This is a genomic window from Nocardioides marmorisolisilvae, from assembly GCF_031656915.1.
GTDB lineage: Bacteria > Actinomycetota > Actinomycetes > Propionibacteriales > Nocardioidaceae > Marmoricola > Marmoricola terrisoli.
The window spans coordinates 2,544,042-2,558,176 of record NZ_CP134227.1 but is presented as its reverse complement, the minus strand read 5'-3'; the positions used below and the strand labels follow the sequence as shown (position 1 = coordinate 2,558,176).

At 69.8% G+C, this 14,135-nt stretch carries 13 protein-coding genes; 11 read left to right on the top strand and 2 right to left on the bottom strand.

The window, feature by feature from the left end; translation table 11 throughout:
• Positions 1 to 96: 96 nt before the first annotated feature.
• Positions 97 to 1,440, top strand: coding sequence for an Ig-like domain repeat protein (locus Q9R13_RS12240; protein WP_310961460.1), 1,344 nt, complete (start codon positions 97 to 99; stop codon positions 1,438 to 1,440).
• Between the two features lie 97 nt (positions 1,441 to 1,537).
• On the opposite strand, the gene Q9R13_RS12235 is transcribed toward Q9R13_RS12240, so the two are convergent.
• Positions 1,538 to 2,770 carry an integrase catalytic domain-containing protein gene (locus tag Q9R13_RS12235; RefSeq protein WP_310961459.1) on the bottom strand — a complete coding sequence of 411 codons (1,233 nt, stop codon included), beginning with the start codon at positions 2,768 to 2,770 and terminating at the stop codon, positions 1,538 to 1,540.
• 152 nt (positions 2,771 to 2,922) lie between these two features.
• Between Q9R13_RS12235 and Q9R13_RS12230 the strand changes: the two genes are divergently transcribed.
• From Q9R13_RS12230 to Q9R13_RS12200, 7 genes are all read left to right on the top strand, one after another.
• Positions 2,923 to 4,290, top strand: a complete 1,368-nt coding sequence (locus tag Q9R13_RS12230; RefSeq protein ID WP_310961458.1) for an HNH endonuclease — start codon at positions 2,923 to 2,925, stop codon at positions 4,288 to 4,290.
• A 144-nt stretch (positions 4,291 to 4,434) separates the two neighbouring features.
• The gene (locus tag Q9R13_RS12225) at positions 4,435 to 5,316 is read left to right on the top strand and encodes a Rossmann-like and DUF2520 domain-containing protein (protein ID WP_310961457.1); all 882 of its coding nucleotides are present in this window, start codon (positions 4,435 to 4,437) and stop codon (positions 5,314 to 5,316) included.
• Positions 5,313 to 6,203, top strand: coding sequence for a pantoate--beta-alanine ligase (gene panC / locus Q9R13_RS12220; protein ID WP_310961456.1), 891 nt, complete (start codon positions 5,313 to 5,315; stop codon positions 6,201 to 6,203). The genes Q9R13_RS12225 and panC overlap by 4 nt, the downstream gene beginning before the upstream one ends.
• Entirely contained in the window at positions 6,203 to 6,646 is a 444-nt protein-coding gene (gene panD, locus Q9R13_RS12215; RefSeq protein WP_310961455.1) for an aspartate 1-decarboxylase, read from the top strand. Before panC ends, panD begins: the two co-directional genes overlap by 1 nt.
• An 87-nt stretch (positions 6,647 to 6,733) precedes the next feature.
• Complete coding sequence (locus tag Q9R13_RS12210) at positions 6,734 to 8,392, top strand: L-aspartate oxidase (RefSeq protein ID WP_310961454.1); 1,659 nt, start codon at positions 6,734 to 6,736, stop codon at positions 8,390 to 8,392.
• The gene (nadC, locus tag Q9R13_RS12205; RefSeq protein ID WP_310961453.1) at positions 8,389 to 9,297 is read left to right on the top strand and encodes a carboxylating nicotinate-nucleotide diphosphorylase; all 909 of its coding nucleotides are present in this window, start codon (positions 8,389 to 8,391) and stop codon (positions 9,295 to 9,297) included. Before Q9R13_RS12210 ends, nadC begins: the two co-directional genes overlap by 4 nt.
• Positions 9,294 to 10,073 carry a type III pantothenate kinase gene (locus tag Q9R13_RS12200; protein WP_310961452.1) on the top strand — a complete coding sequence of 260 codons (780 nt, stop codon included), beginning with the start codon at positions 9,294 to 9,296 and terminating at the stop codon, positions 10,071 to 10,073. Before nadC ends, Q9R13_RS12200 begins: the two co-directional genes overlap by 4 nt.
• Positions 10,074 to 10,124: 51 nt before the next feature.
• On the opposite strand, the gene Q9R13_RS12195 is transcribed toward Q9R13_RS12200, so the two are convergent.
• Positions 10,125 to 11,273 carry a zinc-binding dehydrogenase gene (locus Q9R13_RS12195; RefSeq protein ID WP_310961451.1) on the bottom strand — a complete coding sequence of 383 codons (1,149 nt, stop codon included), beginning with the start codon at positions 11,271 to 11,273 and terminating at the stop codon, positions 10,125 to 10,127.
• A gap of 154 nt (positions 11,274 to 11,427) precedes the next feature.
• Here Q9R13_RS12195 and npdG point away from each other — a divergent pair, with 154 nt between their 5' ends.
• From npdG to Q9R13_RS12180, 3 genes are all read left to right on the top strand, one after another.
• Positions 11,428 to 12,144: an NADPH-dependent F420 reductase gene (gene npdG / locus Q9R13_RS12190; RefSeq protein WP_310961450.1), complete on the top strand. Its 717-nt coding sequence runs from the start codon at positions 11,428 to 11,430 to the stop codon at positions 12,142 to 12,144.
• A gap of 88 nt (positions 12,145 to 12,232) precedes the next feature.
• Positions 12,233 to 13,729: a lysine--tRNA ligase gene (gene lysS / locus Q9R13_RS12185; RefSeq protein WP_310961449.1), complete on the top strand. Its 1,497-nt coding sequence runs from the start codon at positions 12,233 to 12,235 to the stop codon at positions 13,727 to 13,729.
• A gap of 10 nt (positions 13,730 to 13,739) precedes the next feature.
• On the top strand, positions 13,740 to 14,123 hold the full coding sequence (locus Q9R13_RS12180) for a histone-like nucleoid-structuring protein Lsr2 (RefSeq protein ID WP_397217918.1): 384 nt from the start codon (positions 13,740 to 13,742) through the stop codon (positions 14,121 to 14,123).
• Positions 14,124 to 14,135: the final 12 nt, after the last annotated feature.

Here is a 14,135-nt window from a genome sequence, read left to right as displayed (position 1 = left end):
CGCCGCAGAGCTCGGTAATTTCCAAATCGGGCACTGCCTGTGCACGGACCCGCCTATCGTGGGCGGGTGAAGCCTCGCGGTGTTGCCATCGTTGCCATGGCCTGTGCGTCAGTCGTCGTCTTCAGCGTCAACCCGGCGGCTTCGGCACACAAGAAGCCGCATCGCGTCCACAGTCATGTGCATATGTACCTCGAGCAGACCGAGACTCGTGTGGGCCAGCCGGACACATTGACCGTCACCGTGAGTGCCAAGAAGCATCCGGTCGGCGAGGTCCGGGTGGTCGTCGCTGGAAAGCGGCTGCGCACGGTGGAGCTTCACGGGCGGCAGGCGACGGTGAAGCTGCCCAGCCGGCTTGTGGCGGGCACCGCTGAGGTGCGGGCGCGCTATCTCGGCAGCTACCGGGTGCGGCCCAAGACAGCCAGCGTGAACTGGCGCGTGATCCCGACGGTCCCGTCCGTTCCGCTGCGGGTCGGCACCTACAACATTGTGGACAGCTCCTCAACTGCCACCTTCAAGAGTGCGGTCGGCTCGATGCTCACGCACGTCGACGTCCTCGGCCTGCAGGAGGTGAACAGCAAGGACAAGGAGAAGGTCATGTACAACGACTTCGGTGACTGGAGTTACGTACGCGACATGATCTTCGTCGGCGGCTCGCGCTACCCCGAGCACGACTATTACTACCGCGAGGACGGCGCAGAGCAGCAGCCGATCCTCTGGCGCACGAGTCGGTTCGACTTCGAAAGCGCCTGCAAGTCGCTGTCTGCGCCACAACCACTTCCCGGGCCGAACTACCTCACGGCCGACGGGATGAAGAGCTATCGGCCAGACATCAAGCACTGGGTCCAGGTCGTGCACCTGCGGGACCGCGAGAGCGGCCAGGAGCTGTCCATCATCAACGCACACCTGCTTCCCGGCGCCGTCACCAACGGTCATCCGCGCCACGGGCTCAGCAGCCACTCCTGGAAGCTCTACACCGACCAGGTCCGTCGACTTGCGCACCTCGTGCAGGCGGAGAAGGCCACCGGCCGTGCTGTCCTCGTGATGGGCGATCTCAATGACGCCTACACGAGCGACGTCGACAACGGTGGTGCCTACGGCAAGTCCTTGCCAGTGCGTGCCTTGCGCGCCAAGGGCATGTCGTCGATGTGGGCCATCCATCGCCCGGCGCGATACGGCACGCGGGGCAAGGCACTGCTCGACCACATGTTCACCAACAACGGCGGTCCTTGGGTCACGAGCACCACGATCTATCGGAGCATCAAGGGCTCGGACCACAGTCCAGCCATGGGTGTCTTCCGGGTTCCCATCGGTACGCCGGTACCCGGCGACAACACCGTGCGTACTCCGGGCGCGCCGCCGCCGGTCCATGACCGAGACCGCAACACGCCCGGCCCCTACAAGGTCACCGACAACGCGTGCTCGAGCGACGCCACCTACTAGCGTCTTTGGCCGGTCGACGGGGCCTTGGCCCGTTGTCACTCCGAATCCATGCCGGTGGGCGCTGCCGGTTGAGCCTGCCCTTGCCCGGTGACTCATGTCAAGATGCGCGCGTAGCTGGTTTCGTTGACTCATGACCGGATGCGCGCGTGAGGTCGGGCTTTCTGAGGGCTGCCGCCTTGCTGGTGGTCAGGGTCAGCAGCTTGACTGTGAGGGCCTGGATCTGGCGTTGGATCGCGGCGGGGTTCAGGTTGGCGTAGAAGTCGGCAAGGATGGTCTTGTCCTCGGCGACGACGGCCTCGTGTCGCTCGGCGCGCCGGTGTGGGGTCGTCGCCTTGTCGTACTTCTTGGTCACTTTCGCGCCGTCGCGGACCTTGGAGATCAACTTCTGCTGGGCGCCGAAGAAGTTCGTCATCTGTGACTGCAGGACCCAGATCTCGTTCAGTAGAGCCAGTTCCGCGTTGGTGTCGTAGCGGTGGTAGCCGACCACGGTCCGTACGATCGCCCAGTTCTTCTGCTCCACGTGGGCGCCGTCGTTGGAGTTGCCGGGCCGCGACCGGGTGAAGGTGATCTTGCGTCGCTCACACCAGTCGAGCAGGTGGTGATTGATGAACTCCGATCCGTTGTCCGAATCGACCCCGATCACCGGGAACGGCATGATCGAAGAGATTTCCTCCAACGCCGCGATCACCCATTTGCGGGCCTTGTTGGGCACGCTGCGGTTCTCGGTCCATCCGGTGGCGATGTCGGTGACGGTGAGGGTGTAGCAGTGCTCACCGACCGCGTTGCCGCCCTCGTGGCCGACCAGGTCGATCTCGACGAACCCCGGCACGGCGTCGTCCCACTGGGCCCAGGTCCGGATCGGGATCTGGGACTTCAACAGCGACCCGGGCTTGGTGTGGGAGCGGCCCTTGAGGATCAGCTTGGCCCGGTCCGCGGCCAGCCGGCGGTCGATGGTCGCCGCCGACATCGCCATCAACGCTGCGGCGGTCTGGTCGGTGACGTCGAGTTCGTCGAACCGGCGCAACCGGGGCACCAGCTCGCCCATCACCGGGGCCAGCCGCTTCCCGGTCGGCGCACCGAGCACCGCCCAGCACAACCCCAACGCAGTAACGGTGTCGTCGTCGTACTTCGGGGACCGGGGCCTCCTGGTGGGCTTCACGAGCCTCGGCTTCAACGCCGCGGTCAGCGCCTTGCGGGCATGGTTGCGGTGCCAGCCCGTCGTCGCGCACAGCTCATCGAGAATCAGGCCCTTGCCAGCCTTGTCGCAACGCTTGTACCGCGTCGCGATCGCCTTGGTCACAGCTCGTCGTTGGCTCAACGTCAGTCCCATGCTCAGGGCCTACCGGTCACCGAACACACAGCCCGATAGGCGCGCTCTACGCGCGCATTCCTACGTGAGTCAACGAACCCCTCTACGCGCGCACTTTTGATGAGTCAACGCGCCTTCTTGACAAGCGATGGCTCTGACGTACAATAGAACACATGTTCGATGACCTCGGGATCGTACTGCAGACCGCGCGGTCCACGCTCGCCGAGGTGGCGGAGCTCTCCGAGCCTCACGGATCCGTCCAGCCGCAGTGGCCGTCGGAGTCAGAATGCATCGATCTGATCCGAGAGCTCGAGGACCTCAAGGCCGCAGCGGCGGCCGCGCAGGCGCGGCTCAGTGTCGATCTCGTGTCGGCGCGGGAGCGCGCCCTTGAGCGGGCCAAGGGGCCCGAGCAGCGAGTCAGCGCCCGGCGTGCCGTGCGCAGCACCGCGGCGGAGGTTGCCTTGGCGCGTCGCGAGTCTCCGCATCGTGGATCGCGGCAACTGGGTCTGGCCCGAGCGTTGACGACCGAGCTGCCGCACACGTTTCGCGCGCTGCAACGCGGCCAGGTCAGCGAGTGGCGGGCGACCCTGATCTGCCGTGAGACTGCATGTCTGTCCCGAGAAGACCGCATCGAGGTCGACCGACGGCTCGCCGCCGACACCGGCGGCACCGACGGCTGGGGCGACCGCCGACTGGCAGACGCGGCCCGCAAACTCGCCTACACCCTCGACCCTCACGCGGTGGTCGACCGCGCCGCCAGAGCCCGCAACGATCGCCACGTGTCGGTCCGCCCGGCTCCGGACACGATGACGTGGCTGTCCGCCCTGCTGCCCGTCGAGCACGGTGTGGCCTGCTATGCCGCGCTGAAGCGCATCGCAGACACAGCTATGGCGGTCGGGGACGATCGCTCCCGCGGGCAGATCATGGCCGACACCCTGGTCGAACGTCTCACCGGCCGATCGGCCGCCGACCCGGCCGAGGTGCAGGTGAAGCTGGTGCTCACCGACCGCACCCTGCTGCAGGGTGGGCCCGAGCCGGCGCACCTGGAGGGGTACGGCACGGTGCCGGCGCAGTGGGCCCGCGACCGGGTCAGGGACGCCCTCAGCAGAGCCGCGGTCTTCGTGCGGCAGCTCTACACCCACCCCGTGACGGGGGCGCTCGTCGCGATGGCCTCCCGTTCTCGCCGCGCCCCCACGGGTCTGGCCGACCTGATCGCAACCCGTGACCAGACCTGTCGCACCCCGTGGTGCGACGCACCCATCCGGCACACCGACCACGCCCGGCCGGCCGCGATGGGCGGAAAGACGGATGGCGACAATCTCCAGGGCCTCTGCGAGGCCTGCAACCAGGCCAAGGAGGCGCCGGGCTGGCGAACCCGACCCGGGCCCTCCGGCATGCGGCACCTGGTCGTCACCACCACACCCACCGGACACAGCTACCGCTCACTCGCGCCGCCTCCACCCGGCCACCGGCGCAGCGTCGGCGAGATGTACGTCGCCAGCCTCACCGGACGCATCGCCCCGGCCTACCGATGCGCCTGACCGGGACAGGTGACCGAGACGTGTGACCCGGGCCACCCCCTGGGCCGGTTCCGACGGGAGCGGCTGCGGCGTAGGCTTTTTGCGCAAAGTCATTGAGTAGTCCGGTACCCGCAGACGGGACTGGAACGAAAGGCGATGAGTCGGATGACCCGAGTCGGGGTTGTCGGTGCCGGTCGAGTCGGCGCCGTACTGGCTGCGGCGCTGCGTGCCGCCGGCCACGAGGTCGTTGCGGTCGCGGGTGAGTCCACCGCGTCCCGGAACCGTGTGGCCGCGCTGCTGCCCGGCGTGCCGATGCGCAAGCCCACGGACGTCGCCCGCAGCTGCGACCTGCTGTTGTTGACCGTGCCCGACGACATGCTCGGCAACGTGGTCTCCTCCCTGGCAGGCGCCGGGGTGCTGCGCGCCGGGCAGTACGTCGTGCACACCAGCGGACGACACGGCCTCGCCGTGCTCGAGCCGGCCACCGCGCTGGGCGCCCGCCCGGTCGCGATGCACCCGGCGATGACCTTCACCGGCACCGCGCTCGACCTGGAACGGCTCGCCGGCTGCGTGTTCGGCGTCACCGTCGTCGACACCGATCGCGTTCGAGCCGAGACGTTGGTCGCCGACCTCGGCGGTACGCCGATCTGGGTGCCGGAGGCCCGGCGCACCCTGTATCACGCAGGACTGGCGCACGGCGCCAACCACCTCGTCACCCTCGTCGCCCAGGCCATGGACCTGCTCGCGGCCTCCGGGGCCGACGACCCGGCCGCCACCTTGCGTCCGCTGCTCACCGCCGCGCTCGACAACGCGCTGACCCAGGGCGACGCCGCACTGACCGGGCCGATCGTCCGCGGTGACGTGAACACGGTGCGCGCCCACCTCGCCGACATCGCCACCACGTCGCCGGACACCCTGCCCTCCTACGTCGCGCTGGGCCGCGCCACAGCCGACCGGGCCGTTCTCGACGGCCGGCTGCTGCCGATCCGCGCGCGGCAGATCATGGCCGCCCTCGATGCGGCTGAGGCCGAGGTTCAGCACCAGTGACGATCCCCGTCCTCGCGCCTACTCGCGCGGAGCTTCGGTCACTCCTGTCCGACAGGTCGGGCCGGGTGGCGCTCGTGCCCACCATGGGTGCGCTGCACGACGGCCACGCGGCACTGATCAGACGCGCCCGCGAGGAGGCCGGGACCGGGCCGGTGGTCGTCTCGATCTTCGTCAACCCACTGCAGTTCGCGCCCGGCGAGGACCTCGACCGCTACCCGCGGACCCTGTCGGCCGACCTCGAGATGTGTGCCGAGGCGGGTGCCGACGTGGTGTTCGCGCCCGCCGTGGACGAGGTCTATCCGGGCGGCGATCCGCTCGTCACCGTGGACCCCGGTCCGCTCGGCACCATGCTGGAGGGCGCCTCCCGGCCCACGCACTTCCGCGGCGTGCTGACCGTGGTCGCCAAGCTGCTGGGCCTGGTCCGCCCCGACGTCGCCGTCTTCGGGCAGAAGGACTACCAGCAGCTGGTGCTCGTCCGCCGGATGGTCTCCGACCTCTGCCTGGGGGTGGAGATCGTCGGCGCGGCGACCGCTCGCGAGCCCGACGGGCTGGCGCTGTCCAGCCGCAACCGCTACCTCGACGCCGACGACCGGGCGCGGGCCACGATCTTGTCCCGGGCGCTGCATGCGGCGCAGCAGCGGGCGGAGTACGGCGTGCCTGCGGCGCGCTGGGCGGCGATGAAGGTGCTCTCGGAGGATCCGGAGCTCGAGCTGGACTATCTCGCCGTCCGCGCGGCGGACCTCTCCGAGATCCCTGACGACCTCGGAGACTGTCCCGACGGTGTCGAGGGCCGCGTGCTGGTCGCGGCCCGGATCGGCGCCACCCGACTGATCGACAACATGGCGCTCTGTCTGGGCGCACCCGCAACACCCGAAGGGGGCAGCTGATGCTGCGCACGATGATGAAGTCCAAGATCCACCGCGCAACGGTGACGCAGGCCGACCTGCACTACGTCGGCTCGGTGACCATCGACGAGGACCTGCTGGAGGCCGCGGACCTGCTGGTCGGCGAACTGGTGCACATCGTCGACGTCACCACCGGCGCCCGGCTGGAGACCTACACCATCGCCGGCGAACGGGGCTCGGGTGTGATCGGCATCAACGGCGCGGCGGCCCGGCTGGTGCACCCCGGCGACGTGGTGATCCTGATCGGCTACGGCCAGATGGACACCGTCGAGGCGCGGGAGTACGAGCCGCATGTCGTGTTCGTCGACGCGAACAACAAGATCATCGGCACCGGCTCCGATCCCGCCGAGGCGCTTCCCGGCAGCGGCCTGGTGCGCGGCGACCTGCACTCGTTCGCGCCGTCCGACCTGGTCGCGCAGCGATAGCGCCCGGCGCATGCGCGAAGGAGCGAGCAGTCAGACAGTCTCGGGTACGCCGCTGCCCTGGCCGCGGCACCTCGGTAGCCTTCGCCCGTGAGCATTCCCGAGCGGCTGGCTGCGGGTGAGCCGGGTTGGACCACCGACGCCGACGTCGTCGTGGTCGGCTCCGGCATCGCCGGGCTGATCGCCGCGCTCCGACTTCGCGACCGCGTCGGCACGGTCCTGGTCGTCACCAAGGACGTGCTGTCCGCCGGCTCCACCCAGTGGGCCCAGGGCGGGATCGCGGCTGCGCTCGGCCCGGGAGACACCCCCGCGCAGCACGAGCACGACACCCTGATCGCCGGAGCAGGTGCCTGCGACCCGGCCGCCGTACGCGTGCTGGTGACCGAGGGGCCGGAGGCGGTTCGTGAGCTGATTGCGCTCGGCGCCAACTTCGACCATTCGGCTGACGGGGAGCTGTCGCTGACCCGCGAGGGCGGCCACCACCGTGACCGGATCGCGCATGCAGGCGGCGACGCCACCGGCGCCGAGATCCAGCGTGCCCTGGTCGCCGCGATCAAGGCAGCCCCCGACATCGAGGTCGTCGAGCACGCGCTCGCCGTCGACCTGCTGCTCTCGGCGTACGACGGCACGGGCGCGGTCGCCGGCATCACCCTGCACGTGATGGGGGAGGGCCAGCGTGACGGTGTCGGCGCGGTGCGCTGTCGAGCCGTCGTCCTCGCCTCCGGCGGGCTGGGCCAGGTGTTCTCCCAGACCACCAACCCGGCCGTCTCCACCGGCGACGGGATGGCGCTCGCGCTGCGCGCCGGTGCGGTGCTGCGCGACCTCGAGTTCGTTCAGTTCCACCCCACGGTGATGTACCTCGGGCCCGACTCCCGAGGCCAACAGCCGTTGATCTCCGAGGCGGTGCGTGGTGAGGGCGCCGTACTGGTGGACTTCGCCGGCAACCGCTTCATGCAGGGCGTGCACGAGCTCGCCGACCTGGCCCCGCGCGACGTGGTCGCCAAGGCCATCACCCGACGGATGCACGAGGAGGGCCAGCCGCACATGTGGCTCGATGCCCGCCACCTCGGCGCGGCCTTCTGGGAGCGCCGCTTCCCGACGATCCTCGCCACCTGCCGCTCCCACGGCATCGACCCGGTGACCGAGCTGATCCCGGTGGCGCCGGCCTGCCACTACGCCTCGGGTGGGGTCGCCACCGACCTGTGGGGGCGCTCGAGCGTCCCTGGCCTCTACGCCACCGGCGAGGTGGCCTGCTCGGGCGTGCACGGCGCCAACCGGCTCGCGTCCAACTCGCTCCTGGAGGGGCTGGTCTTCTCCCGGCGCATTGCCGAGGTGCTGCCCGACGAGCTGGCACATCAGACCGACGCCGCTCCCGACCCCAGGACGCCCGGAGTGGTCGCCGCCGACGTGCGCGGTGCGCTGCAGGCCACGATGACCGAGCGGGTCGGTGTGCTGCGCAGCGCCACCGGCCTCGACCTGGCCGCCACCGAGCTCGCCGCCCTGGCCGACAAGGACGGCGAGATCGGCACCGGAGGCTGGGAGACCACGAACCTGGTCACCCTCAGCTGCGCGCTCACCGACGCCGCGCGGCATCGCGAGGAGACCCGCGGGTCGCACTGGCGAGAGGACTTCCCCGAGCGCGACGACGCGCACTTCGCCGGCCACTTCGACGTCACCATGACCGGCGGCCGGATCGAGGTCGCCTTCCGGTCCGCCCCGGCCAGCGACGGGGCAGAGGAACGCCGATGACGCCGTACGACGCGCTGCCCGGGGACATCCTCGCCGAGCTCACCGCCGCCGGACTCGACCCCAGGGCGGTGCACGCGGCCGTCGTGGCCGCGCTCGAGGAGGACCTGCCCGGCGGGTCCGTCGACGTCACCAGCGTCGCGACCATCCCCGTCGACGCCCGCGCCACCGCCGACCTCGCCGCCCGTGAGTCGGGTGTGGTGGCCGGTCTCGGTGTGGCGGCACTCGTGTTCGCCACCGTGCTCGGTGAGGACGCGGTCGTCTCGCGCCGCCTCAGCGACGGAAGCACGGTCACGGCCGGCGACGCGGTGATGCGGGTGAGCGGCCCGACCCGCGGGCTGCTCACCGCTGAACGCACCGCGCTCAACTTCGCCAGCCATCTCTCTGGTGTCGCGACCGCCACTGCCCACTGGGTGGCCGCACTCGACGGCACCACCGCCAAGGTGCTGGACACCCGCAAGACGCTGCCCGGCTGGCGAGCCCTGGAGAAGTACGCCGTGCGCTGCGGCGGCGGCGTCAACCACCGGTTCTCGCTCTCGGACATGGCCCTGGTCAAGGACAACCACGTGCAGGCCGCCGGCGGGGTGGTGCCGGCGTACCAGGCAGTGCGGGCGGCCTATCCCGAGACCCCGATCGAGGTCGAGGTGGACTCGCTCGAGCAGCTTCAGCAGCTGCTCGAGGCCGGATGTGACCGGATCCTGCTCGACAACATGAGCGATGAGACGATGCGCGAGGCGGTGCGCCTCACCGCGGGTCGCGCCAGCCTGGAGGCCTCCGGCGGCCTGACCCTGGAGCGGGCCCGGTCGGTGGCGCTGACCGGCGTCGACTTCATCTCCGTCGGCGCGCTGACCCACTCCGTGCGCGTCTTCGACCTGGGGATGGACCTCACCGAGGACCCCACCGGGTGACGACGCTGCTGTGTGCCGACATCGGCAACTCCCACACCACCCTCGGCCTGCTCCGCGACGGCGAGGTACTCGACCACTGGCGGGTCGCCACCGACGAGCGTCGTACCGCCGACGAGTGGGCGGTGCTGCTGCGCGGGCTGACCTCCGCCAGTCCCAGCGGCGCCGAGATCGACGGCATCGCGGTCTGCTCGACGGTCCCCGCGGTGCTCCACGAGTGGCGCGAGATGCTCGCCAACCAACAGCGGGACCTTCCGCATGTGGTCGTCGAGCCGGGCGTGCGCACCGGCGTGCCGGTGCTGATGGACAACCCCCGTGAGGTCGGCGCCGACCGGATCGTCAACGCGCTCGCCGCCGCCACCTTGTACGACGGACCCGCGATCGTCGTCGACTTCGGCACCGCCACCACCTTCGACGTGGTCAGCCCGCGTGGGGAGTACATCGGCGGTGCGATCTCACCGGGCATCGACATCTCCCTGGAGGCGCTCGGCCGTCGAGGGGCGCAGCTGCGCAAGGTGGAGCTGCTCCGTCCCCGCTCGGTGATCGCGAAGAACACCGTCGAGGCGCTGCAGTCCGGGATGCTCTACGGCTTCGCCAGCCAGGTGGACGGCATCGCCGCCCGGATGATCGAGGAGCTCGGCGTCCCCGTAGCCACCGTGAATGTGATCGCCACCGGCGGTCTTGCTCCCCTTGTCGTCGACGAGTGCCGCTGTTTCACCGACCACCAGCCCTGGCTGACCCTCCTCGGCCTCGAGCTGGTCTATCACCGCAACCGTTGAGTTGGGGGTTGTCGTCCGTTCAGTTCGGCCTCGTCGTCGGTTGAGTCGGGCCTAACGCGTCGGGTCGATCAGGATCTTCGCGTGGTGTTCGGCGGAGGCGAGCGACTCGAACGCGTCGGCCACGTCGTCCAGGCCGACCGTGCCGGTGACCAGCGGCGTCGGGTCGACCTTCCCCGAGGCGATCATCTGCAGCGTGTCGTGGAACTCGGCGGGGTCGTAGGCGAAGACGAAGCGCAGGTCGATCTCCTTGTTGATCGCCATCGCGGGCTGGAACGTGTCCGGTTCCATGCACACGCCGACGACCACGACCCGGCTGCGTAGCGGGGCCCCGGTGACGATCTGCTCGATCACGCCGGGCACCCCGACGCACTCGAACACCACCGGTCCGGACGGAACGGCGGCGCCGGCGGCGTCCGCGGCCCGCAGCACCTTCGCCCACGGCAGCCGGGGGATCCGACGCAGCTTCTCCATCGCGTCGAAGGCGGTGTCGAGCAGCGCGCGGGCATCGGTGACGTGCCGAGTCTGCTGGAACGACGCCCACGGCGAATCGACTGCCGGGTCCACCACCACGTCGGCGCCGCAGCGTACGGCGAGCTCGCGCCTGGCCGCGGAGAGGTCGCTGGCCACCACCGTGCGCACGCCACGGGCCTTGAGCATCAGGATCACGGCCAGGCCGATCGGCCCGCAACCGATCACCACGGCGGTGTCCCGGCGCCCGACCCGCCCTCGGCGTACGGCGTGCCAGGCCACCGCCAGCGGCTCCGTCATGGCCGCGGCGTCGGGGGCGACGCCGTCAGGGACCGCCATGGTCAGCGACTCCTGGACGAGGATCTTCTCGGCGTACCCTCCGGGCGCCTCGGCGGAGAGCCCGGTCATCGCCGCACGGCCGTCGCGGCGCACCATCGGCAGGGAGACGACGAGCTGTCCGGGCCGCCACTCCTGCCGGGTGCCGGGCCCGTAGGACAGCACCCGCCCACAGAACTCGTGCCCCATCACCACCGCGTCGGCCACCCGCATGATCCCGTCGAGCCCGATCAGCTCGCTCATGTCGGCGACGACGTCGGCGTGGCGACGCATGTGCAGGTCGGAGCCGCAGATCCCGCAGCGGGTCACCTCGAGCAGCACCTGGCCGGGACCGGGAACCGGGTCCGGCACGTCCTCCGTGCGCAGTTGGCTCTGCTGGCAGACGACCGCTCTCATGTGCGCATTGTGGCAGCCTCAGCGGCCGTGCTGTGTCGGCTGTAGCAGCCAGGCGCTGTGCCGGTTGGCGCGTCGCACTGTGCCCCGGTCTCGTCGAGGGACGGGCTCCTACGCGCCGCACCCCCTGACAGGTGCGCATCGCGAGAGGTGTTGGATGTCTCTCGACCTCAAGGAGCTTCTCGTGACCGACATCCCGACCCAGAACGGCGGCTTTCCCGCCGACCACACGGTGGCCGTGCTCGGCGGCACCGGCCCACAGGGGCGCGGGCTCGCGCGCCGCTTCGCGCAGGCCGGACTGAAGATCGTGATCGGCAGCCGCAGCGCCGAGCGGGCCGAGGCCGCTGCCGCCGAGCTAGCCGAGGCGACCGGTGGCAGCGTCACCGGTGCGGACAACCTGGCAGCAGCGAAGGCCGGCGACGTCGCCCTGGTGGCGGTCCCGTGGGACGGGCACGGCGAGCTGCTGACGAGCCTGGCCGCAGCCCTTGCCGGTAAGGTCGTGGTCGACTGCGTCAACCCGCTCGGCTTCGACAAGCAGGGGGCCTACGCGCTTCCCGTCGAGGAGGGTTCGGCGGCCCAGCAGGCGGCCGCCATCCTCGCCGACAGCACCGTCGTCGGCGCGTTCCACAACGTCAGCGCGGTGCTGCTGGACGACCCCGAGGTCGAGTCGGTCGACACCGACGTACTCGTCCTCGGCGACGACCGCGCGGCCACCGACCTGGTCCAGGCGCTGGCGAGCACGATCCCCGGCGTACGCGGTGTGTACGGCGGCCGGCTGCGCAACGCCCACCAGGTCGAGGCGCTGACCGCGAACCTGATCAGCATCAACCGTCGGCACAAGGCCCACGCCGGGGTCCGGATCACCGACATCTGAGCGTCGCGAACTCCTGACTCATCGGACCCGAACTCCCAACTCGACGGGCACGAACTCCCCACTCAACGGGGCAAGTAGCCTTTCGCGCATGAGTGACGTGCCCGAGACCGACGACCTTCCGGAGCAGATGCGGGTGCGTCGGGAGAAGCGGCAGCGTCTCCTCGAGGCAGGCGTAGAGCCCTACCCGGTGGCGGTTGAGCGAACGCACACGATCCGTGAGATCCGGGAGCAGTACGACGACCAGGGGCTCGAGCCCGACACGCGCACCGGCGACACCGTGTCGATCACCGGCAGGGTCATCTTCCTGCGCAACACCGGCAAGCTCTGCTTCGTCCGGCTGCGTGAGGGCGACGGCGCGGAGATCCAGGTGATGCTGTCCCTGGCGGAGGTCGGCGAGCAGGCGCTCGCGGACTTCAAGGCGCTGGTCGACCTCGGCGACCTGCTCGCCGTCACCGGCGAGGTGGTCACCAGCCGCCGCGGTGAGCTGTCGGTGCAGGCGACGAGCTGGAGCATCGCGGCGAAGACGCTGCGCCCGCTGCCCAACGAGCACCGCCCACTGTCCGACGAGGCCCGGATCCGGCTGCGCTACGTCGACATGATGATCCGTCCCGAGGCCCGCGAGATGGTGCGCACCAAGGCCACCGTCCTGCGCAGTCTGCGGCAGACCCTGGACGCCCGCGGCTTCACCGAGGTCGAGACCCCGATCCTGCAGCTGACCAACGGGGGCGCTGCGGCCCGTCCGTTCCGCACCCATCTCAACGCGCTCGACCAGCCGATGCTGCTGCGCATCGCCCTCGAGCTCGACCTCAAGCGGGCGATGATCGGCGGGGTGGAGAGGGTCTACGAGATCGGTCGGACGTTCCGCAACGAGGGACTCGACTCCACCCACGCCGCGGAGTTCTCGATGCTGGAGGCCTACGAGGCCTATGGCGACCAGTTCACGATGATGGACCTGACCCGCGCGCTGGTCCTCGATGCCGCACGGGCGGTGGGGCGCACCGTCGTACCGGGCCGTGACGGCTCTGAGATCGACCTGGAAGGTGAATGGCGACAGGCCTCGATTCTCGATCTGGTCTCCGATGCGCTCGGTGAGGAAATCACGATCGACACCTCGGTCGACACGCTCCGCCAGCATGCCGAGAAGCGCGAGGTCGAACTGCAGCCTAAATGGGGTGCCGAGGAGATCCTGGTCGAGCTCTATGAGCAGCTGGTCGAGGATTCCCTGATCAATCCGACTTTCGTGATGGACTATCCCTCCGCCGTCAAGCCGCTGGCGAAGGCGCACCGCAGCAAGCCCGGCGTCAACGAGGCCTGGGACCTCATCATCAACGGGGTGGAGCTGGCGCCGGCCTATTCGGAGCTGAACGACCCAGTGGTGCAACGGGATCGGCTCACCGCCCAGTCCTTGCTGGCCGCTGCGGGCGATCCCGAGGCGATGGAGCTCGATGAGGTCTTCCTCAAGGCCATGGAGTACGGCATGCCGCCGGCCGGTGGAATGGGGATGGGTGTGGATCGGCTGATCATGCTGCTCACGGGGGCCGGAATTCGAGAGACGATTCTGTTCCCGTTGTTGCGCCCCGAGTAAATGCTGAGGCGTGCTCATTGCCCGTATGCGGCGCCGGTATTTCGTGGGCGAGTGGATTTCGGCTAATCTTCCGGGCATGGCGCAGAAAGTGAACATCGTCCTGGTCGATGACGTCGACGGGTCCGACGCAGCAGAAACGGTTTCGTTCGCCCTTGACGGCAAGGAATATGCGATCGACCTCAATGAGAAGAATGCGCAGAAGCTGCGCGACGCGATGGCGCCGTACGTCGCCCACGCGCGACGGGAAAGCGGCCGCGGACGTCGCGCGCGCACCTCGGCCGGCAAGGCATCGGCCGCCGACATCCGTGCCTGGGCTCGGGAGAACGGGTACGACGTGCCCGAGCGGGGTCGGGTCGCCGCCGACGTGCGCGCGGCCTACGAAGCCGCTCACTGATCCGGTTGCCTC

Bases quoted from the DNA above. Each gene is read 5' to 3' on its own strand.
- npdG (WP_310961450.1), top strand. From the start codon at position 11,428: ATGTCTCTCGACCTCAAGGAGCTTCTCGTGACCGACATCCCGACCCAG.
- nadC (WP_310961453.1), top strand. From the start codon at position 8,389: ATGACGCCGTACGACGCGCTGCCCGGGGACATCCTCGCCGAGCTCACC.
- lysS (WP_310961449.1), top strand. From the start codon at position 12,233: ATGAGTGACGTGCCCGAGACCGACGACCTTCCGGAGCAGATGCGGGTG.
- Q9R13_RS12195 (WP_310961451.1), bottom strand. From the start codon at position 11,273: ATGAGAGCGGTCGTCTGCCAGCAGAGCCAACTGCGCACGGAGGACGTG.
- Q9R13_RS12230 (WP_310961458.1), top strand. From the start codon at position 2,923: ATGTTCGATGACCTCGGGATCGTACTGCAGACCGCGCGGTCCACGCTC.
- Q9R13_RS12235 (WP_310961459.1), bottom strand. From the start codon at position 2,770: ATGGGACTGACGTTGAGCCAACGACGAGCTGTGACCAAGGCGATCGCG.
- Q9R13_RS12225 (WP_310961457.1), top strand. From the start codon at position 4,435: ATGACCCGAGTCGGGGTTGTCGGTGCCGGTCGAGTCGGCGCCGTACTG.
- Q9R13_RS12240 (WP_310961460.1), top strand. From the start codon at position 97: ATGGCCTGTGCGTCAGTCGTCGTCTTCAGCGTCAACCCGGCGGCTTCG.
- panD (WP_310961455.1), top strand. From the start codon at position 6,203: ATGCTGCGCACGATGATGAAGTCCAAGATCCACCGCGCAACGGTGACG.